At 65.0% G+C, this 21,289-nt stretch carries 18 protein-coding genes; 1 reads left to right on the top strand and 17 read right to left on the bottom strand.

The window, feature by feature from the left end:
• Positions 1-151 precede the first annotated feature (151 nt).
• From pnp to rimP, 8 genes are all read right to left on the bottom strand, one after another.
• The gene (gene pnp / locus XH89_RS00260) at positions 152-2,314 is read right to left on the bottom strand and encodes a polyribonucleotide nucleotidyltransferase (RefSeq protein ID WP_194465167.1); all 2,163 of its coding nucleotides are present in this window, start codon (positions 2,312-2,314) and stop codon (positions 152-154) included.
• A 377-nt stretch (positions 2,315-2,691) separates the two neighbouring features.
• A complete protein-coding gene (gene rpsO / locus XH89_RS00255) occupies positions 2,692-2,961 on the bottom strand; it encodes a 30S ribosomal protein S15 (RefSeq protein ID WP_008540131.1) in 270 nt (89 codons plus the stop codon).
• 2 nt (positions 2,962-2,963) lie between these two features.
• Complete coding sequence (truB, locus tag XH89_RS00250; protein WP_194465166.1) at positions 2,964-4,082, bottom strand: tRNA pseudouridine(55) synthase TruB; 1,119 nt, start codon at positions 4,080-4,082, stop codon at positions 2,964-2,966.
• Positions 4,079-4,522 (bottom strand): 30S ribosome-binding factor RbfA, encoded by a 444-nt coding sequence (rbfA, locus tag XH89_RS00245; RefSeq protein ID WP_194465165.1) that lies wholly within the window; start codon positions 4,520-4,522, stop codon positions 4,079-4,081. Before rbfA ends, truB begins: the two co-directional genes overlap by 4 nt.
• 155 nt (positions 4,523-4,677) lie before the next feature.
• Entirely contained in the window at positions 4,678-7,371 is a 2,694-nt protein-coding gene (gene infB / locus XH89_RS00240) for a translation initiation factor IF-2 (RefSeq protein WP_194465164.1), read from the bottom strand.
• 70 nt (positions 7,372-7,441) lie between these two features.
• A complete protein-coding gene (locus XH89_RS00235) occupies positions 7,442-8,125 on the bottom strand; it encodes an RNA-binding protein (protein WP_194465163.1) in 684 nt (227 codons plus the stop codon).
• Positions 8,126-8,202: 77 nt separating this feature from the next.
• Positions 8,203-9,813 carry a transcription termination factor NusA gene (gene nusA / locus XH89_RS00230; protein WP_194465162.1) on the bottom strand — a complete coding sequence of 537 codons (1,611 nt, stop codon included), beginning with the start codon at positions 9,811-9,813 and terminating at the stop codon, positions 8,203-8,205.
• 2 nt (positions 9,814-9,815) lie between these two features.
• Positions 9,816-10,574: a ribosome maturation factor RimP gene (rimP, locus tag XH89_RS00225; RefSeq protein ID WP_194465161.1), complete on the bottom strand. Its 759-nt coding sequence runs from the start codon at positions 10,572-10,574 to the stop codon at positions 9,816-9,818.
• 358 nt (positions 10,575-10,932) lie between these two features.
• Here rimP and XH89_RS00220 point away from each other — a divergent pair, with 358 nt between their 5' ends.
• Positions 10,933-12,015 carry a DUF2336 domain-containing protein gene (locus XH89_RS00220; RefSeq protein WP_194465160.1) on the top strand — a complete coding sequence of 361 codons (1,083 nt, stop codon included), beginning with the start codon at positions 10,933-10,935 and terminating at the stop codon, positions 12,013-12,015.
• A gap of 98 nt (positions 12,016-12,113) precedes the next feature.
• Here XH89_RS00220 and trmB read toward each other — a convergent pair whose 3' ends face one another.
• From trmB to XH89_RS00175, 9 genes are all read right to left on the bottom strand, one after another.
• Positions 12,114-12,824, bottom strand: coding sequence for a tRNA (guanosine(46)-N7)-methyltransferase TrmB (gene trmB, locus XH89_RS00215; RefSeq protein ID WP_194465159.1), 711 nt, complete (start codon positions 12,822-12,824; stop codon positions 12,114-12,116).
• Entirely contained in the window at positions 12,821-13,948 is a 1,128-nt protein-coding gene (locus tag XH89_RS00210; RefSeq protein ID WP_194465158.1) for a M20 family metallopeptidase, read from the bottom strand. Before XH89_RS00210 ends, trmB begins: the two co-directional genes overlap by 4 nt.
• Before the next feature lie 116 nt (positions 13,949-14,064).
• Positions 14,065-14,478 (bottom strand): helix-turn-helix domain-containing protein, encoded by a 414-nt coding sequence (locus XH89_RS00205; protein ID WP_057746952.1) that lies wholly within the window; start codon positions 14,476-14,478, stop codon positions 14,065-14,067.
• Positions 14,479-14,716: 238 nt separating this feature from the next.
• Positions 14,717-16,330, bottom strand: coding sequence for an apolipoprotein N-acyltransferase (gene lnt, locus XH89_RS00200; RefSeq protein ID WP_194465157.1), 1,614 nt, complete (start codon positions 16,328-16,330; stop codon positions 14,717-14,719).
• Positions 16,327-17,445: a hemolysin family protein gene (locus XH89_RS00195; protein ID WP_246767708.1), complete on the bottom strand. Its 1,119-nt coding sequence runs from the start codon at positions 17,443-17,445 to the stop codon at positions 16,327-16,329. The genes lnt and XH89_RS00195 overlap by 4 nt, the downstream gene beginning before the upstream one ends.
• 1 nt (position 17,446) lies before the next feature.
• Positions 17,447-17,956, bottom strand: coding sequence for an rRNA maturation RNase YbeY (ybeY, locus tag XH89_RS00190; protein ID WP_194465155.1), 510 nt, complete (start codon positions 17,954-17,956; stop codon positions 17,447-17,449).
• Positions 17,957-18,015: 59 nt separating this feature from the next.
• On the bottom strand, positions 18,016-19,014 hold the full coding sequence (locus XH89_RS00185) for a PhoH family protein (RefSeq protein WP_194465154.1): 999 nt from the start codon (positions 19,012-19,014) through the stop codon (positions 18,016-18,018).
• A 64-nt stretch (positions 19,015-19,078) separates the two neighbouring features.
• A complete protein-coding gene (gene miaB, locus XH89_RS00180; protein ID WP_194465153.1) occupies positions 19,079-20,476 on the bottom strand; it encodes a tRNA (N6-isopentenyl adenosine(37)-C2)-methylthiotransferase MiaB in 1,398 nt (465 codons plus the stop codon).
• 127 nt (positions 20,477-20,603) lie between these two features.
• The gene (locus XH89_RS00175) at positions 20,604-21,284 is read right to left on the bottom strand and encodes an HAD family hydrolase (RefSeq protein WP_194465152.1); all 681 of its coding nucleotides are present in this window, start codon (positions 21,282-21,284) and stop codon (positions 20,604-20,606) included.
• Positions 21,285-21,289 lie beyond the last annotated feature (5 nt).

Here is a 21,289-nt window from a genome sequence, read left to right as displayed (position 1 = left end):
TCTCCTCTTGGGGGATCTTCGTCGCAGAAGCACCCTCTCCCCAACCCTCTCCCGCAAGCGGGAGAGGGGGCGCGGATCGCCCGAAGCAAGCGACAAACAAAAAGGGCGGCCTCTCGGCCGCCCTTCGTGTTTCTGACGTGGCTTAAAGCGATTACTCGCCCGCCGCTTCGCGCGGGGCCTTCTCGCCTTCGCCGCCCTTGTCCTTGCCTTCGAGGTCTTCGCCGGTGGTCTGGTCGACCACCTTCATCGACAGGCGGGTCTTGCCGCGATCGTCGAAGCCGAGCAGCTTGACCTTGACCTTGTCGCCTTCCTTGACGACGTCGGAGGTCTTCTGCACGCGGTTGGCCGCGAGCTGGCTGATGTGAACCAGACCGTCCTTCGAACCGAAGAAGTTCACGAAGGCGCCGAACTCCATCACCTTGACGACGGTGCCGTCATAGATCTGGCCGACTTCCGGATCGGACGCGATCGACTTGATCCACTTGATCGCGGCCTTCATCGCCTCGCCGTCGCTGGAGGCGACCTTCACGGTGCCGTCGTCCTCGATGTTGACCTTGGCGCCGGTCTTCTCGACGATCTCGCGGATCACCTTGCCGCCGGTGCCGATCACTTCGCGGATCTTGTCGGTGGCGATCTTGAAGGTCTCGATGCGCGGCGCGTATTCGCCGAGCTCGGCGCGGGCGTTGGTGAGCGCCTTGGCCATCTCGCCGAGGATGTGGATACGACCTTCCTTGGCCTGGCCGAGAGCGACCTTCATGATCTCTTCGGTGATGCCCTCGATCTTGATGTCCATCTGGAGCGAGGTGATGCCCGCTTCGGTACCTGCGACCTTGAAGTCCATGTCGCCGAGATGGTCCTCGTCACCGAGGATATCCGAGAGAACCGCGAAGCGCTTGTCCTCGAGGATCAGGCCCATCGCGATGCCCGCGGTCGGCCGCTTCATCGGCACGCCGGCGTCCATCAGCGCGAGCGAGGCGCCGCAGACCGAAGCCATCGACGAGGAGCCGTTGGATTCGGTGATCTCCGAGACCACGCGCACGGTGTAGGGGAACTCGTGATGCGGCGGCAGCACCGGGTGGATCGCGCGCCAGGCGAGCTTGCCGTGGCCGATCTCGCGACGCTTGGTGCCACCGAGGCGACCGGTCTCACCGACCGAGTAGGGAGGGAAGTTGTAGTGCAGCAGGAACGTCTCCTTGTACGTTCCCGACAGCGCGTCGATGTACTGCTCGTCCTCGCCGGTGCCGAGCGTGGTCACGACCATCGCCTGGGTCTCGCCGCGGGTGAACAGCGCCGAGCCGTGGGCGCGGGGCAGCACGCCGACTTCGGCGATGATGTTGCGCACGGTCTTGACGTCACGGCCGTCGATGCGCTTGCCGGTGTCGAGGATGTTCCAGCGAACGATCTTCGCCTCGAGCTCCTTGAACACGGCGGCGACGCGCAGCTTGTCGTATTTCGGCTCCTGCCCTTCGGGGAAGTAGTGGGCGATCACCTTTTCCTTGACCTTGCCGACCGCGGCGTAGCGATCCTGCTTGACCGGAATGGCGTAGGCGGCGCGCAGCTCCGTCTCGACGAGGCCGAGCATTTCCTTCTCGAGCGCGGCGTTGTCGATCACGGTGACTTCGCGCGGCTCCTTGGCGGCCTTCTCGGCGAGCTCGATGATCGCGTTGATCACCGGCTGGAAGTGGCGGTGACCGAACATCACGGCGCCGAGCATGATGTCTTCGTTCAGCTCCTTGGCTTCCGATTCCACCATCAGCACGGCGTCGGCGGTGCCGGCGACGACGAGGTCGAGCTGGGTGTCGACCATCTCGTCGAGCGTCGGGTTGAGAATGAACTCGTCATTGGCGAAGCCGACGCGGGCGGCGCCGATCGGGCCCTTGAACGGCGCGCCGGACAGGGTCAGCGCAGCCGAGGAGGCCACGAGAGCGACGATGTCAGGATCGTTCTCCATGTCGTGCGACAGCACGGTGGCGATCACCTGGGTTTCGTTGCGCCAGCCGTCGACGAACAGCGGACGGATCGGACGGTCGATCAGGCGGGAGACCAGCGTCTCCTTCTCGGTCGGACGGCCCTCGCGCTTGAAATAGCCGCCGGGGATGCGGCCGGCTGCGTAGGTCTTTTCCTGGTAGTCGACGGTCAGCGGCAGGAAGTCGACGCCTTCACGCGGCGCCTTCGCCGCGACGACGGTGGCCAGCACCACGGTCTCGCCATAGGTGGCGATGACGGCGCCGTCGGCCTGGCGAGCGATCTTGCCGGTTTCGAGCTTGAGAGGGCGTCCGCCCCAGTCGATCTCGACTGAATGCTTATTGAACATAGAGGTCTTCTTTCATGGGTTCTCGAAAGAAGGGACGGCTCGAAAAACAAAAACCATGTCAAGATTGCAGGACGCTGATCGGAGCGGGCGATCAGCGTCCTGCGATCCTGCCATGGTTTTTGGATGTCGGATGGCGTCCATCCTTTCGGGTCATACGGGCACCTTGCCCGTTGCGCCCAGCCGCCGGATTGCTGCTGGACTGTCAGTCGGCACGAGCGCGAACACCGAACCGCGGTCTTCTCGCCTCATGCCCCCGGATGCGAAGCGTCATGGCCCGCACCGGACGTACGCGTGAGCCTCGATCAAAAACCCTGAAATAAGCGCTTTCGCTCGAAACCACGCGCTAAAACGCGCGCCAGTGGCGCGCGCAAGAACTCTTAACGACGAATGTTGTGCTTCTCGAGCAGCGCCTTGTATCGCGCCTCGTCCTTCTTCTTAAGGTAGTCGAGGAGCGAGCGGCGGGTCGAGACCAGCTTCAAGAGGCCACGACGCGAATGGTTGTCCTTCACGTGGGTCTTGAAATGGTTGGTGAGGTTGTTGATGCGTTCCGACAGGATCGCGACCTGAACCTCTGGCGAGCCGGTATCCCCGGCCTTGGTGGCATTCGTCTTGATGACTTCCGCTTTGCGTTCTGCGGCAATCGACATCGTCAATTTCTCTCGTTGCGACCGGTTGAGGCAGTCAAGCCGGTCAGGTTAAACACACGCTTGGGGATGATTTCGCCATTGCCAACTTCAGCAAGCGCCAAAAGACGGCCTGCCACCGTGACATAGACTGTGCCGCTACTTGTGGGCGCATCCCGTCCGCGCAACAAAACGGCCTGGCCCCTATGGAGCCTTGCCGCATCAGCCCGAGTGACGGCCAGTGCCGGGATGTCGTCCAGCGCGGTCTCAACGGGCATCAGCGCGTCGGCGAGGCTTCCCTCGCCGGACGCGGCTCTATCGCACAAAGCCTCCAACTGATCCAGCGGAATCATGTCATTTTCGCTGAATGGGCCGACCAGGGTCCGCCGGAGCGCGCAGATATGGCCGTAAGTGCCGAGAATCCGGCCCATATCGCGGGCCAGCGCCCGGACATAGGTGCCCTTGCCGCATTCTGCCTCGAACACGGCCCGATCGTTATCTGGTTGATCTACAAGGGTTAAATGGTGAATCTCGACCGGCCGGGGCGCCAGTTCCACGACCTCGCCGTCGCGGGCGAGGTCATAGGCCCGCTCGCCCTGGACCTTGATCGCCGAATAACGCGGCGGGACCTGCTCGATCACCCCGGTGAAGCGGGGCAGCAGGGCTTCGATGGCCTCGCGGGTCGGGCGCTGGTCCGAGGTCGCGGTGACCTGGCCCTCGATGTCGTCGGTGTCGCGTTCCTCGCCCCAGCACACGGTGAAGCGGTAGCGCTTGCGGCCGTCCATCACGAAAGGAACCGTCTTGGTGGCTTCGCCCAGCGCGATCGGCAGGCCGCCCGAGGCGAGCGGGTCGAGCGTGCCGGCATGGCCCGCGCGCTTGGCGTTGAACAGCCGCTTGAGCACGGCAACGGCCTGCGTCGAGGTCATCCCGATCGGCTTGTCGAGCACGACCCAGCCGTGCACGTCGCGCCGGTCGCGGCGCACCTGATTGCCCTTCTGCTTGCCCGCGCGCGGGTCGTTGTTGACGCGACGCGCCTCCTGATGCGGCTGAGAACCGCCGCCGACATCTGCAAAATTATTTTGCTGCGCCTCGCGCGCATCGGCCTCGTCGCTGCCGATCGTGCCGTGAGCCGGGTCCACCATCATTGCTCTTCTTCCCGATCCGAATCCGGATTCTTGTCCAGATCCTTGTCCAAATCCTTCTGCACCGCAGGCGTTCGCAAAAGCTTCTCGATCCGTTCCGCTTCGTCGAATCGTTCGTCGACGCGGAAACGAATATCAGGTGCAAATTTCAGGTTAACGCGCCGCGCGACTTCGCCGCGCAGGAATTTCTTGTTGCGGTCGAGCGCAGTGAGGACAAGCTCGGTGTCACGGCCACCGAGCGGCATCACGTAGATTGTCGCGAGCTTCAGGTCGGGCGACATCCGCACCTCCGGCACGGTGATGATGTGGCCTTCGAGGTCCGCATCATGCACGCTGCCTTGCGCCAGAATATCGGCTATCGCGTGGCGAACCTGCTCGCCGACACGCAGCTGTCGCTGCGAGCCGCCGGGCGCGGAACTCTTTTTCTGATGATGGCGCGGCATGGTCGAAAATCACCTCAACGTGCCCGCGTTGGGACACGAGCATTGTCATTTGTCCTGTTGAAACGAATGGAGCGTGGATGGCCGGAAAAAATCCGGCCATCGCACTCCCGCAATTTCAGCTCAAATAGATCCGGGCGCTTCGGTAAGATTTGGACTTACAGGGAGCGCTGGATCGTCTCCACGCGATAACACTCGATGACGTCACCGGCACGCATGTCGTGATAGTTCTCGAAGGCCATGCCGCATTCCTGACCGGACTGGACTTCCTTCACTTCATCCTTGAAGCGCTTCAGCGTCGACAGCTTGCCTTCGTGCACGACGACGTTGTCGCGGATCAGGCGCACATTGGCGCCGCGTTCCACGGTGCCGTCGGTGACGCGGCAGCCGGCAACCTTGCCGACCTTGGAGATGTTGAAGATCTCCAGGATCTCGGCATTGCCCAGCATGGTTTCGCGCAAGGTCGGCGCGAGCAGGCCGCTCATCGCCTTCTTCACGTCGTCCACGAGGTCGTAGATGATGTTGTAGTAGCGGATCTCGATGCCGTTGCGCTTGGCGGCTGCAGCAGCCTCCTTGTTGGCACGAACCGAGAAGCCGATGATCGCGGCGTTGAAACCTTCCGCGAGCGTCACGTCGGATTCCGAGATGCCGCCGACGCCGGCATGCAGGATGCGGGCTGCGACTTCGTCGGTGCCGAGCTTCTCCAGCGAGCCGAGGATCGCTTCCAGCGAGCCCTGCACGTCGGCCTTGACGATCAGCGGGAACTCCTTGCGGCCCGCCGTCTTCAGCTGCGACATCATCTGCTCGAGCGAGCCGCGCATGCCGGAGATCGAGGCCGCCGCGTTCTCGCGCTTCTGGTGCGCGCGATAGCTGGTGACCTGACGGGCGCGGGCTTCGTTCTCGACCACGGCGAGACGATCGCCGGCTTCCGGCGGACCGTTGAAGCCGAGCACTTCGACCGGCACCGAGGGGCCGGCTTCCTGCACCGTCTCGCCCTGATCCGAGATCAGCGCGCGGACACGCCCCATCTCGGCGCCGGCGACGATGATGTCACCGACCCGCAGCGTGCCGCGCTGGACCAGCACGGTGGCAACCGGACCACGGCCGCGATCGAGCTTGGCTTCGATCACGGTGCCTTCGGCCGGACGCTCCGAATTGGTCTTCAGCTCGAGGATGTCGGCCTGGAGCGCGATCATCTCGAGCAGCTTGTCGAGATTGGTCTTGTTCTTGGCGGACACCTCGACGTCGACGACGTCGCCGCCGAACGACTCGACCTGCACCTCGTGCTGAAGCAGCTCGGTGCGGACGCGCTCGGGCTTGGCGTCGGGCTTGTCGATCTTGTTGATGGCAACGATGATCGGCACGCGGGCCGCCTTGGCGTGGTTGATGGCCTCGACCGTCTGCGGCATCACGCCGTCATCGGCCGCGACCACCAGCACGACGATGTCGGTGACCTTGGCGCCGCGGGCGCGCATCGCGGTGAACGCGGCGTGGCCGGGCGTGTCGATGAAGGTGATCTTCTTGCCGCTCTCGGGCGATACCACCTGATAGGCGCCGATATGCTGGGTGATGCCGCCGGCTTCGCCCGACACAACGTTGGCATGGCGGAGCGCGTCGAGCAGCGAGGTCTTGCCGTGGTCGACGTGGCCCATCACGGTGACGACCGGAGAGCGGGTCTCGGTGTCGGTGGAATCGTCGACCTGATCGAACAGGCCTTCTTCAACGTCCGACGCGGCGACGCGCTTGACGGTGTGGCCGAGCTCTTCGGCAATCAGTTGCGCGGTGTCGGCATCGATCACGTCGGTGATCTTGTGCATCGCGCCCTGCTTCATCAGCATGCGGATGACGTCGACCGCGCGTTCGGACATGCGGTTGGCGAGTTCCTGGATGGTGATCGCTTCCGGGATCGTCACCTCGCGGACGAGCTTTTCCTTCGGCTCGTTCGAGGCGTGGCCCTTCAGGCGCTGGGTGCGGCGGCGGAACGAGGCGATCGAACGCTCGCGCACGTCGTCGGCGTTGAGGGCGGTCACGACCGTCAGGCGGCCGCGCTCCTTCTGCGGACCGGGCTTGTGCGTGGTCTTGGGGGCTGCGGCAGGGCGCGCGGCGCCACCGGGGCCGCGACGGATCTGGCGCGGACCATCGTCCTCGTCCGGTCCGGCCGCGACGGCGGGCGTGCGACCCACGGGGCCACCCGGCCGCGACGTGGCGGGTGCCGGGCGAGCGGTCGTCGTCGCGCCCGGACGCGTCGTGGTCGGCGCGGGGCGCGGCGCGCTGGTCGCGGGAGCCGAGGCCGCCGCTGCGGCGGGACGCGCGCCGGCTGCCGGCTGCTCGCCTTCGCCAAAACGCTTCTTGGCTTCGGTCTCGGCCTTGCGCTTGGCCTCTTCCTCGTGGCGATGACGCTCTTCCTCGGCCTTGCGGCGGGATTCGGCGGCTTCGCGTTCGGCGCGTTCGGCGGCTTCGCGGACGGCGCGGCGCTGGGCCTCTTCCTCGGCCTGGCGGCGCTCTTCGACTTCGCGAACCTTGGCGTCGGCGAGCGCGCTGGCGCGGGCGGAGCGTTCGTCCTCGGTCAACGTGCGCAGCACGACGCCGGAGCCGGCGTTGCGTGGCGGCGGTGACGAGCGCGAGGGTGTGGGCGCAGATGCGGCCGGCGCCGGCTTTGCGACCACCGTCGGCGCCTGCGGCTCAGGGCTGCCGTCGATGCGACGCTTGCCGCGCTTCTCGACCACGACCTGCTTGCTGCGGCCATGGCTGAAGCTCTGGCGCACTGTGCCCGTTTCGACGCGCGGCTTGAGCGATAGCGTCTTGCTCGGAACGCTCAGCTTCTTGTCGTCAGGGGTCTTGGTATCAACCATTCAGCAGTCCTAATCCTGATTTATCAGTGTTGTGCGTTGCCGCACCGTCCTATCGGGTCGTCGTTTGTCTTCAGAAATCCTGGCCGTGCTTTTCGGCAGTCTTGTCTTCGTCCGCCAGCCGGTATCGGACCAGCATCTGGCTACGTGACAGGAATGTCTTGCTCGCCGGGCCCGCGAGCAGGGCAGCATGTATCACATTTGACCGGGTGAGTGCCAAATCCAATTCTGCAGATTTCAAGGCGGTGACGACGGGAATCGGCGGCTGATCGCCGCGATTTCCGTCATTTTGCCGCGCCAGCGTGTCCAATTTACGGATTCCGTCCGCGGCCCCGTCGCTGGCATGGATCAGGACCTCGACCGTGCCCTCCCGCAGGGCGCTCTCGACCTTGCCGAAGCCGGCCACGACCTGCCTCGCCTTGGCGGCGATCCCAAGGGCTTCGGTCACGCTCCGAACCAGGAGCACCTCGATGTCGGCGGGAAGCGTCTTGGAAATGCGCAGGTCGCGCTTGAAGGCTTTGGTAAATTGGTGACGACGGAGGGCTTCCGCAACCACCCGTCGCGACGCCGTGACCCACATGCCCCGTCCGGGCAGCTTGCGTTTGAGGTCGGGAACCAGGTCGCCGGCGGGCGAGACGACGAAGCGGATCAGCTCGTCGATCGGCCGGACCTCGCGGCTAACCGCGCACATGCGCATGGTCGCGGACCTTTCGGCCCGCGGTCCATGGTCAAGTTCGCTGTCAGCGCTGGCAAGCATCCGGGCAACATCCTCCTACGCCTTCCAGGTCGCGCGTTCTTTACGCAAAACCGGTCTCCACTTTTGCTGAACGCGCATCAAGCCGGCTGATCTGCGATCGCCTCGGCCTCTTCGGCCGGCTTGGCGAGGTCAGCTTCGGTGATCCAGCCGGCCTTGACGCGGGCCTGCATGATCATGGCTTCCGCATCGTCGCGGGAGATGCCGAGGCCGTCGAGTGCGCCGGCAAACTTGGTCTGCTCGCCGCCTTCCTTGCGCTCGGTCCAGCCGACCAGATCGTCGGTGGCGCAGCCGGCGAGGTCCTCGACGGTCTTGATGTCGTTCTCGCCGAACTTCACCAGCATCTTCGAGGTCACGCCGGGCACGTCCTTCACGGCATCCTCGACGCCGAGTTCCTTGCGGCGCGCCTCGATCTCGGCTTCCTGCTGATCGAGATATTCCCGGGCGCGGCTCTGCAGTTCCTGCGCGGTCTCCTCGTCGAAGCCCTCGATGCTGGCGAGTTCCTTGAGGTCCACCATCGCGAGTTCCTCGACCGAGGTGAAGCCTTCGGAGGCGAGCAACTGGCCGACAACCTCGTCGACATTGAGCGATTCCATGAAGACGCGGGTGGAGTTCTCGAAGTCGGCCTGGCGGCGCTCCGATTCCTCCTGCTCGGTCAGGATGTCGATGTCCCAGCCGGTGAGCTGCGAGGCGAGACGGACGTTCTGGCCGCGACGGCCGATCGCCAGCGAGAGCTGGTTGTTGGTGTCGGGCACCACGACCTCGATGCGCTCGCGGTCTTCGTCGATGACGACCTTGGAGACTTCCGCCGGCGCCAGCGCGTTGACCACGAAGGTCGCGATGTCGGGCGACCAGGGAATGATGTCGATCTTCTCGCCCTGCAATTCGTTCACCACGGCCTGCACGCGCGAGCCGCGCATACCGACGCAGGCACCGACCGGATCGACCGAGGAATCGCGGGAAATCACGCCGATTTTCGCGCGCGAGCCCGGATCGCGGGCCACCGCCTTGATCTCGACGATGCCGTCATAGATCTCAGGCACTTCCTGCGCGAACAGCTTCGCCATGAACTGCGGATGGGTGCGCGAGAGGAAGATCTGCGGACCGCGGGTCTCGCGGCGGACGTCGAAGATGTAGGCGCGGACGCGGTCGCCGTTGCGGAACACTTCGCGCGGCAGCATCTCGTCACGGCGGATGATGGCTTCACCGCGACCGAGATCGACGATCACGCTGCCATATTCCACGCGCTTGACGACGCCGTTGACGATGTCGCCGATGCGGTCCTTGAACTCCTGGTATTGCCGGTCACGCTCGGCCTCGCGCACCTTCTGCACGATCACCTGCTTGGCCGACTGCGCGGCGATGCGGCCGTATTCGAGCGGCGGCAGGGTGTCTGCGATGGTGTCGCCGACCTGGGCGCCCGGATTGGCGCGCTGCGCATCGACCAGCGAGATCTGGTTGGAATGGTTCTCGACCTTGTCGACCACCAGCATGTGGCGCGACAGCCGCAGCTCGCCCTTCTTCGGGTCGATCTCGGCGTGAACGTCAGTCTCGCTGCCGTAACGGGCCCGCGCCGCCTTGGCGATGGCATCTTCCATCGCCGCGATGACGATGCCGCGATCGATCGATTTCTCGCGCGCGACGGCGTCGGCAATCTGGAGCAATTCAAGTCGATTGGCGCTGACTGCCATGGCTAGTCTCCTTCGTCAGGCTCGATCTCGCCGCGCCGCGCGCGTTCGGCGGCAAGGCGATGTTTCTTCGTATTGGTCGGGGCCGGCTTCTTCTTCGTCGGCTTGGTGTTCTTGGTGGTCTTTTCGCTGATCTTGGCATGCGGCGCCTGCGGCGGCGCGAGGCCGAGATCCCGGCGCATCTGGCGCTCCTCGGCTTTGCCGCGGCGCATGGATTCGGCGATCAGCTCATCGGTCAGCACCAGCCGTGCCTCGCTGATATCTTCCATCGTCAGCAGCACGTCGGCATCGTCGCCGGCCTTGGCGTCGTCGCGATGCAGATGCACGCGGTTGCCTTCGACGGCACCGAGCATGCCACGAAACCGCTTGCGCCCTTCATGGGCGACGGCCATCTCGACCTTCACCAGATGGCCGGTATAGCGCTCGAAATCGGAGCGGCGCACCAGCGGGCGGTCGATCCCCGGCGAGGAGATTTCCAGCCGATAGGCGCGATCGATGGGGTCGGCGACGTCGAGCACGGGCGACAGCGCCCGCGAGATCGCCTCGCAATCCTCGAGTTGCATCGAGCCGTCCGGCCGCTCGGCCATGATCTGAACGGTGCAGCCGGCCTCCCCGGAAATGCGGATTCGCACCAGGCGGTAACCCATGCCTTCGAGCACCGGGGCTGCGACCGCAGACACCCGTGCCGCCACGCCCGGCTCGACCACGAGCCTCGGCTCGGCCAGCAATTCGGCATCGGTGGAACCAGCGGTCGGTTCGGTCATATCAGAGGTCAAGGCGCTCGATGGTTAACGCTTGGCTAAGAGGTCAAAGCCCGCTTCGGAACTTTCCCGACGGCGTCGGGCCGCATCTTCCGCCAAGCCGCGTTCAGGTAATAAAAAAGAGCGGGTCCTTTCGGGCCCACTCTCACTACGCGGATCGTATGAGAAGATGAATTGGCGCTGATATAGCCCTTTCCGAAGGCCCGGACAAGGCCCCTCGCAGCCGGATGCGGGCTTTTTGCGCCCCTGGCCGGCGGCGCCGGCAGCAACGCTTCCTTCACAAAGCGGGCCTAAATTTCGAGCTTGTGGGGCGGCTTGAGTCATGGCGCGCCCACGGCGTGCCAGATTCGAGTTGCGTTTCATGACCGTTGCCACGTCGCTCATTCCAGGACTGGACGATATCGTCAAACGCGGCGATCCCCGACGTCGTGGCGAGATCGCGAGCGCCATTGCTGCGCTGTTCTTCCAGGACGCCTCAAGACTCCGTCCCGAGCTCATCGATCTCTTCGACAATCTGCTGATCGATCTCGTCCCGCATGCGGAGCTTGCCGCGCGTGTCGATCTCGCCGAGCGCTTCTCGCGGCTGGACAATGCTCCGCCTCATCTGGTGGGCCAGCTCGCCCGCGAAAACGAGATCCTGGTGGCGGGCCCGGTGCTGCGCCGCTCGCCGGTGCTCGACGAAGCCGCGCTCGTCGAGATCGCCCGGCTGAAGGGCCAGGGCCACCTGCTGGCGATGACGGAACGGCCGACCCTGTCGACCGAGATCACCGACGTGCTGGTCGAGCGCGGCGACCGCGACGTGGTGCGTCGCGCCGCCGGCAATGCCGGGGCGCATTTCTCGCCGGGTGGCTATTCGGAGCTGATCAAGCGCGCGAGCCAGGACGGGGTGCTGACGCTCAAGATCGGCCAGCGCGAGGATCTCTCCGGCGAACACCTCAAGAAGCTTCTGGACGGCACGCTCGACGTCATCAGGCGTCGCCTGTCCACCGTGGTCAATCCGACGCGCCAGCTCGAGATCAAGCGCGCGATGGCCGCGATCGAGGAGGCCGCACTGCCGCCCGGGCCGCGACGCGATTTCTCGGCCGCGCAACGCACGGTGCTTGGCCTGCATCGCGACGGCCATCTCGGCGAGAGCGCATTGCTCGGTTTTGCCAAGGCGCACAAATACGAGGAATCGGTCGCCACGCTCTCGGCGATGGCCGGCGTCAGGCTTTCCATCCTCGATCGCCTGATCTCGGGCGATCGCTACGATCCGATCCTGATCATCGGCCGTGTCCTGAATCTCGGCTGGCCCACGGTGCGCGCGCTGATCCTGATGTGGTACGGGCCGCATCGCATGCCTGCCGATGCCGATCTCGAGCAGGCGCGGATGAATTTCACGCGCCTGATGCCGGCGACCGCCGAGCGCGTCGTGAAATTCTGGCGCAACCGGCAGACGATCTAGCGTCGCGCTCCGTCATTGCGAGCGAAGCGAAGCAATCCTGAGATCTCTGCGCAGAAGCAGTCTGGATTGCTCCGTCGCTTCGCTCCTCGCATTGACGACTACGTCCGTCTGAATCGCAAATACGCCGCCTTGCGTCCTTCGCGCGCGGCTTTTCGTCCATAGCGCGTCATGGTGTAGCCCTCCCAGGGCTGGCGGAAATCGTCGGCGCGTTCGGCCAGCCATTGAAAATCCGGCGCGCGCGCAAGATGGGCCAGCGTCCAGGCGCAGTAATCGTCGATGTCGCAGACGAAGCGGAATTCACCGCCCGCCTTCAGCACGCGCGCCATCGCGGCGATCGTGCGGTCCTGAACGAAGCGCCGCTTCCAGTGCCGCCGTTTCGGCCAGGGGTCGGGATGAATCAAATCGATCCGCGACAGCGAGGCTTCAGGCAGCCAGGCCAATAGTTCGGCGGCATCGCCCGCGAACAGGCGAATGTTGCCGATATTGGCCGCTTCGATCTGCGCGAGAATCTTGGCCATGCCGTTGACATAGGGCTCGCAGCCGATGAAGCCGGTAGTCGGAAAGTTCTGCGCCTCGGCGGCGAGATGCTCGCCGCCGCCGAAGCCGATCTCGAGACGCATATCTTCGGCCGGCGGAGCAAAGATCTCCGCAGCGCTTGTCGGCCTCTCCGCCGCGATGTCGAGCGAAAGATGCGGCAGCAGATGATCGACCAGCTCGGCCTGATGCTGCCTGAGCTTGTGGCCCTTGCGCCGCCCAAAGAAGGCGCGCGCGCTGTCCGCGCGATCGGGATCTGATTTGCGTTCGCTCATCGCAGCGTCTGGTACAGCCGATAGAGCAGCCGCGCGCGCGGCTCGAGCGAGGAGACGTAGAGCTGCTCGTAATGGGTATGCGCGCCCTTGCCGTCGACGCCGAGCCCGTCGAGCGTGCCGGTATGCGGCGCGGTGAAATTGCCGTCCGAGCCGCCGCCTGTATGGGTGTCGATCAGCTCGAAGCCGAGCTCGGCAGCGAGCGTCTTCGCGTGCTCGTACAACGATGCGCCCGCATTGCCCTTCTCATAGGGCGGACGATTGAGCTCGCCGGTGACGGTGACGGTCACGCCGTCGGTCTTCGACGTCAGGCCGAGGATCTTGCCGACGAATTCTTCCGCATCGTTGAAGCCAGGCACGCGCAGATCGACTTCGGCATAGGCCTCTTCCGGCGTGACATTGGGGCGCGAGCCGCCGCGCACCACGCCGACATTGACGGTGACGCCGCGCGTCAGGTCATTCATCCCTTCCAGCGTCTGGATGACATTGGCGAGTTCGCGCACGGCGCTGCGGCCGTCCTCGGGGCGCGAGCCGGCATGCGCGGGCACGCCCTTGATGAAAACCTGGAAGCGGCCGACGCCCTTGCGTCCGGTGACGATCTTGCCGCCATCGCGCGCCGGTTCCGTCACCAGCACGTATTTGGCCTTGCGGCCTTCCTGCTCGATCAATGTGCGCGAGGTCGGGCTGCCGATCTCCTCGTCGGAGGTGAACAAATGGGTGACGCCGAGCGGCGGACGCTCGGGCGTGGCGCAAAGCTCGCGAAAGGCATGATAGGCGATGTAGGCGCCGCCCTTCATGTCGTAGATGCCGGGACCGAACGCGCTGTCGCCTTCGACCTTGAACGGCAGGCGCGCGATGAAGCCCATGGGGTGAACAGTATCGAGATGGCTGAGCACCAGGATACCGGGCCGGTCCTGGCCCCAGCTCGAACGCACCACGAGATGATCGCCGCAGCCATCGACGCCGGTGATGCGTTCGATCGTGACCGGCAGATCGCGATAATGATCGGCAACCATCGAGGTCAGCTTGTTGACCTGTTCGGGCACTTCCGTCGGTGTCTCGATCTCCACCCAGCGGCGGATGCCAGCGAGAATAGTTTGGCTATCGAACGAATTGGAGTTCGCCATGGACGTATCTGTGCCTTCGAATCGCATCACTTCCGCGGAGGCAGCGCAAGGCGCGGTCCGCAAATGACGACATAGGCCAGATTTGGCTCAGTCTCAAATCGGAATGATGCGCCGCGTCAGCGCTTGTCCGGGCCTTCGCGGGCGGCGATCTGCTCGACCAGGTCGACGATCGAACGGCGCAGCTTCGAATCGGTGATTCGGGTGAACGCCTTGGTGAGCGCGAGCCCTTCTGATGTCGCGAGGAAGTCCGAGACATAGGAGGGTGATGCGCCTTCGGCGAAGCCGTCGGGGCCGGCGACGCCGCTCGGTCCGCCCTCGAACAGGAACGACACCGGCACCTGGAGAATCTCGGCAATCTGCTGGATACGGCTTGCGCCGACCCGGTTCGTGCCCTTCTCGTATTTCTGAATCTGCTGGAAAGTCAGGCCTAAAGCTTCGCCGAGCTTTTCCTGGCTCATGCCCAACATGATGCGGCGCATGCGCACGCGACTGCCGACATATTTGTCAACAGGGTTGGGCGCTTTCGACATTTCCTCAGCCCTCCAAACACCACCGTGGGCGCAATCGAAAGTATTGCCTCAGGTGACAGCGACGTCAAAACTTCACTCTGATTGGGGAAACATTGCGGAGAAATTTAGCAATGCACCGCTGTCTTGCGCAGCCGGTGCAGAATGGGGAGGCCGCATGCAGTCTGTCAACCGTGGGACTACGGTTGTCAAAGGTTTCCGGCCGCCCCGCTGGAATGTCGCTGGCAGCCGCGCGATCAGATCAGGGGTGCCGTTTGGCAACGCGGCGTCGCACCGCCAAAATCACAGCCAGCGCGACGAGCATGGCTGCGGGGATGTCGCCGACCTTCGCATAGATCGTGGGCGGGATTGCGGTGGGCAGATTTGCATCCAAAATGCCCTCGATCCCCAAACCGAGGCTGGCCACCGTGCGCCCCACCGGATCGATCACCGCGGAGATGCCGGTATTGGCGGAGCGAACCAGCGGCAGTCCGAGCTCGATGGCGCGCATCCGCGCCTGCTCCAGATGCTGGTACGGGCCGGTCGAGATGCCGAACCAGCCGTCATTGGTGAGATTGACCATCCAGCCTGGGCGCTGGTCGCGCGTGCCGACCTCGTCGGGGAAGATCGCCTCGTAGCAGATCAGCGGCAGGGCGGGCGGCGCCCCCGGCACCGGTAACGCGTGCCGCACCTCGCCGGGAATGAAGCCGCCGCGCATCCTCGTCAGCTGCTCGAAGCCGAGCTTCTCCATGAGATTCTGGTACGGAAGATATTCGCCGAACGGAACCAGGTGCAGCTTGTCGTAGACGGCGAGCACGCTGCCGTCGTGGTCGATCACATAGATCGAATTATAGGCCCGCGTGATCGGCGTGCCCTGAGGCAGATCGGGAGCGCGGACCGAGCCGGTGATCAGCACCGTGCCCTTGGGCAGCAGCTCGGCGATTTGCGCCATCGCGTCGGCTTCGCGGGTCAGGAAGAACGGAAACGCCGATTCCGGCCAGATCAGGATGGTGGCGGCGCCGACGCCTGAAGATTGCGGCCCGGATGCGCGGTCCGACAGCGCCAGATATTTCTTCATCACCTCCGCCTTGGCGGAGTAGTTGAATTTGAGGTCCTGCTGGAGGTTCGGCTGCATCAGGCGCAGCTTGGCACCCGCAACCATGGTGGTCGGATGCAGCGACATGCGGATCGCGCCGAAGATGCCCATGACGACCAGCAGCGCGAGTGCCGCGGCCGGCACGCGCCACGCGAGCTTGCGGTCGCGGGTGCGGTCGATCAGCACCGCCGGGCTCGCGAAGATCGCAACCGCGAGAAACGTCATGCCCCACTGACCGATGAGGGATGAGGTCTGCGCCAGCGCCAGCGGCTCCGAGAGCGCATAGCCGAAGGCGTTCCAGGGAAAGCCGGTGAGCATGTGCCCGCGCAACCATTCGCTCACCGTGAGGCTTGCGGCGAGCGCGAGAATGCGGGTGGCATCCTTGGTCCAGAGCAGGCGGGCGAGCGCGAAACCGATCGCCGTGTAGATCGAGAGATAGGCCGGCAGGCCCAGCACGGCGAACGGCGTCAGCCAGGCGAACACGTCGGCGTCGACGAAGAAGGCGTAGCCGATCCAGTAGAGACCGGGGACGAAATAGCCGAGCCCGAACCAGTAGCCGGTCAGCGCTGCGGCGGGGACGCCGCCGTAGCGGCCGGCCCCGGCGCCGTCGATCAGCCAGACCAACACAGGAAAGGTGATGAACAGCACCGGAAAGACGTTGAATGGCGCCAGCGCCAGCACCGAGAGCGCGCCGCAGGCCATCGCCAGCAACGCGCGTTTCCATCCCCAGGTCAGGATGATGGCAAGTGCAATCTGCTTGAAACGCTGGAACACGCTCACTGCGGGCCGGTCCCGTCGGCAGGTGGCGGGGTCGGCGCTTCACCGGCCGGCGGCTGGCCGCTGTCCGGAGCGGCCTCGCGACGGCTTCTCTCGCGCTGGGTGCGCGGTGTGGGGCGTTCCTTCCGGGTCGAGATCCGCAGCCGCTTGACGCGGCGCGGATCGGCATCGAGCACCTCGACCTCGTAAGTGCCGGGGCCCGAGATCACCTCGCCGCGCACCGGCAGCCGTCCGACGAAGCTGACGAGATAGCCGCCCAGCGTCTCCACCTCCTCGCCGGCCTCGCCGGTGACGAAGTCTTCGCCGATCACGGTGCGGACGTCGTCGAGGCTGGCGCGGGCGTCGGCGATGAAGGCATTGTCTGGCAGCCGCACGATCGACGGCGGCTCGTCGCTGTCATGCTCGTCGTCGATCTCGCCGACGATCTGCTCGACGATGTCCTCGAGCGAAACCAGGCCGTCGCTGCCGCCATATTCGTCGACGACCAGCGCCAGGTGAATGCGCGTCGCCTGCATCTGCGCCAGCAGGTCGATCGCCCGCATCGATGGCGGGACGTAGAGCAGCTTGCGGATGATGCGCGCTTCATGCAGCGGCAGTGCCAGGTCCACGGCCTTCAGATCGAGCCCGGCCGGCAGCGGCTTCTTGCGCTTGGTCTTGGTCGCCTCCGACACCCGCGCACGCGCCGTCATGAAGGCGAGCAGGTCGCGGATGTGGACGATGCCGACGGGATCGTCCAGCGTCTCGTTGTAGACGACGAGGCGCGAATGGCCGGCGCGCTCGAACCGGTCCATCAATTCGCCGAGCGGGATGTCGCGCTTCACCGCGATGATGTCGGCACGATGCACCATGACGTCGGCGATGCGGCGCTCGTGCAGGCCGAGGATATTGCGCAGCATGGTGCGCTCGACCGCGGAGAAGCCGGTGTCGTCGGGCGTCGACGCGTCGAGCACGACCTGGAGATCGTCGCGCACCGAGCCGGCCTTCCAGCCGAACAGCGTGCGGATGGCGCGCAGCAGCCAGCCTTCCGCCGTCGGGCGCATGACTTCGCCGGGCGTCACCACGGCCGGCAGGTTGGCCGTGTTGCGCGGATTGTCGTGGATAGGGTCTGAATCCGGCATCTCAGTGCGTCCCCGCGCGGTCTGCATAGGGATCGGGGATGCCGAGGTGAGCCAGGATCTCGGTTTCGAGCGCTTCCATTTCTTCCGCGTCGTCGTCGTTCTCGTGATCGTAGCCGATCAAATGCAGGAAACCATGCACCGCGAGATGACTCAAATGATGGTCGAACGGCTTGTGTTCCTCGTCCGCCTCACGCCGCATGGTCTCAAAGGCGATCGCGATGTCGCCGAGCATGCGCGGCGCATCGCCCGGCTTCCACTCGCCTTCGGGCTGGAGCGCGGGAAACGACAGCACGTTGGTCGGCTTGTCCAGGCCGCGCCAGTTGCTGTTGAGCGTGCGGATGCCGACATCATCGGTCAGCATCACCGCCACTTCTGCGTCCGCGACGTCTTCGTCGACGGATTCGGCGGCAGCCGCAACGGCACGCTGGATCACGGCTTCGGCGTCAGGCTCGCTCTGCCAGCAATCGGCGACGACGAGGACCTCGGTGATGGGAAGGTTGGAATGCGACATGGCTTTGTTCGGAACGAAGAGCGCCGTGTCCGCGCCCTTGGGGTCCCGCTGTTGTCTCGTCAGGATTTGTTGCCGGCGGGCGGCCGCTGCGGCGAGCCTTCATAGGCGGCGACGATTCGTGCCACGAGCTCGTGGCGGATCACGTCCTCGGCCTTGAAATGAACTTGTGCAATGCCCTCGACGCCATCGAGCAGACGCATCGCCTCGGCAAGACCCGAGGTCTGGCCGTTCGGCAGATCGATCTGCGAGGGATCGCCCGTGACGATCATGCGGCTGTTCTCGCCCAAACGCGTCAGGAACATCTTCATCTGCATCGAGGTCGTGTTCTGCGCCTCGTCGAGGATGATCGCGGCGTTGGTCAGCGTGCGGCCGCGCATGAAGGCGAGCGGCGCGATCTCGATCTCGCCGGTCTGCAGCGCGCGCTCGACGATGCGCGCGTCCATGAGGTCATAAAGCGCGTCGTAGATTGGGCGCAGATAAGGATCGACTTTCTCGCGGAGGTCGCCGGGCAAAAAGCCGAGCCGCTCGCCGGCTTCGACCGCGGGACGCGACAGGATGATCTTGTCGACTTCCTTGCGCTCGAACAATTGCGCGGCATGCGCGACGGCGAGCCAGGTCTTGCCAGTACCGGCGGGGCCGATGCCGAACACCAGCTCATGGCGCTTCAGCGCGCGGATGTAGGAGTCCTGCGCGGCCGTGCGCGCGCGCACCGGGCGCTTGCGCAAGTTAATGCTGTCGAAGGCGGACTTCGCCGATTTGGCGTCGAACTCGAACAGGGACCCTTGCGCGATCACCGCGCGGATCGCGCCTTCGACCTCGCCCTGGTCGACATCCTGCCCCTTCACGGCGTGAGCGTAGAGCGTCTCCAGCACCCGGCGCGCCGCGTCGCAGCCGTCGCGCGTGCCGCCGATGGTGATGTGGTTGCCCTTGGAGTCCACGACGACGCCGAGCCGGCGCTCGATCTGCGCCAGGTTCTGGCCGTAAGGGCCGACCAGTGCGGATGCGGCGCGGTTGTCGTCGAAGTCGATGACGACCTGGGTCTCGGGCGGAACTTGCATGTCGCGGTCAAATTTGCGGCTGGGAGCGATAGAAGACGAATCCGATGCGCTTTTTGGCAAGGGTTCAGGCTCCGGTAGCGATGGATGATAAAGCGGGCTCGCGCGCATCGCGTGGCGTGGCGAGCTCGCCGAGGAAACTGTAGCGCTCGAGACTGTCGATCCGAACAGGCAGTATCTTGCCGATGATGTCGGGCGAGGCCATCACATGGGCGGGCTGAAGGAAGGCGGTGCGGCCGACGATCTGGCCGTCCTTGCGCGCCGGACGTTCGAACAGCACGTCGACCGTTGAGCCAATCGCAGCCTTGTTGAAGACCGCTTGCTGGCTGTCGATCAAGTCCTGGAGCCGCTCCAATCGCTGGTCCATCTCGGCGGGGGACACCGTCTCCTGCATGTCCGCGGCCGGCGTTCCCGGCCGGGCGGAGTATTTGAACGAATACGCCGCAGCGTAGCCGATTTGCGTGACAAGCGCGAGGGTGGCGAGAAAATCTTGCTCGCTCTCGCCGGGGAAGCCGACGATAAAATCCGATGAAAAAGCAATGTCTTGGCGAGCGGTACGGAAACGGTCGATGACCCGGCGATAATCATCGGCGGTATGTTTCCGGTTCATGGCGGCGAGAATCCGGTCCGAGCCCGACTGCACCGGCAGGTGCACGAACGGCATCAGGGCATCGAGGTCGCGATGGGCCGCGATCAGACTGTCGTCGACGTCGCGGGGATGGCTGGTCGAATAGCGCAGGCGCGCGATGCCGGGGATCGTCGCCAGATGTTCGAGCAGCCGGCCAAGCGGCCAGGTTTTTCCGTCCGGCCCCGCGCCGTGATAGGCGTTGACGTTCTGGCCGATCAGCGTGAGCTCGCGCACGCCATTGTCGGCGAGCCGCTTCACGTCATCGACGATCTTCGCCACGGGCCGCGAGACTTCCGAGCCCCGCGTGTACGGCACCACGCAGAAGGTGCAGAACTTGTCGCAGCCTTCCTGCACCGTGACGAAAGCGGAAATGCCGCGGGCGCGGATCGCGTCGGGCTTCGGTTGGGCCAGGAAACCGAATTTGTCTGCCGCGGGAAATTCGGTCTCGATCGCGCGGCCTTCGTTGCCGGCGCGTTTCAACAGCTCAGGCAGGTGATGATAGCTCTGCGGGCCGACCACGACGTCGACGGTGGGCGCCCGGCGGACGATCTCCTCGCCCTCGGCCTGCGCAACGCAGCCCGCGACCGCGATCTGCATGGCGCGGCCCTCGCGCGCGGCCTCGTCCTTGGCGACGCGTAAGCGCCCGAGCTCGGAATAGACCTTTTCGGAGGCCTTCTCTCTGATATGGCAGGTGTTGAGGATGACGAGGTCGGCGTCCTCGGGGTTCGCCGTCTCCACGAATCCTTCCGGAGCCAGCGTGTCCACCATGCGCTGGGCATCGTAGACGTTCATCTGGCAGCCATATGATTTGATGTGCAGCTTGCGCGGCGGCGTCATGGAACCTGGAGATGAGGTGGAGGACGGCCCTCAAATATAGGCTGGAGGGGCGAAAATCCAGCGATTGGGGGCCAAAAGAGCCATCCCCGGGCGGCGAAGTGCGGAATCGCGAGGTTTGGTGCCGGATTCAGCCCGTTAGGGCGTCCGCCGCGACCCGCCGGACCAGCTCCGGCAATTGATGCATGTCCGAGAAGGTCAGATCGGCGCCGGCCTGGCGCAGGGTCTCGGCATGGCCGGCCCCGCAATGGCTACCCCCGTAAAAGCCGAACACCTTCATCCCGGCCGCCCGCGCGCCGGCAATGCCCGCGAGGCTGTCCTCGATCACGACACAGCGCTCCGGCGACACGCCCATCTGCTTGGCTGCGAACAGGAACAGGTCTGGTGCCGGCTTGCCGTTCGCCACCTGCGAAGACGAGAAGATGTGTGGCGCGAGGCGCTCATAGAGGCCGGTGGTTCCGAGGCTCACCTGCATGCGCTGATGCGAGCCGCTCGAGGCAACGCAGACACGTTGCGTCACGACGTCGAGCACGTCGTGGATGCCACGGATCGCCGCGAGGTCGGCTTCGAACGCGCGAAACAGCTCGTCCTGAAGATCGCCGTGATAGGCCTCGGGCAGCTTGCGGCCGAGCTCGGTTTCGATCTCGAAATTGGCCTGTTTTGTCGCACGGCCAAGGAAGCGTTCGGCCACCTGCTCCGACGTGATCGGATAGCCGTGGCGCGTCAGCGCATTCGCATGTGCCTGGCAGGAGATCACCTCGCTGTCCACGAGCACGCCGTCGCAATCGAAGATGATGAGGTCTATTGGCACGAGAC

It is taken from the genome of Bradyrhizobium sp. CCBAU 53340, assembly GCF_015291645.1.
GTDB lineage: Bacteria > Pseudomonadota > Alphaproteobacteria > Rhizobiales > Xanthobacteraceae > Bradyrhizobium.
The sequence above is the reverse complement of the archived record's forward strand: the minus strand, read 5'-3'. Positions and strand labels throughout refer to the sequence as shown.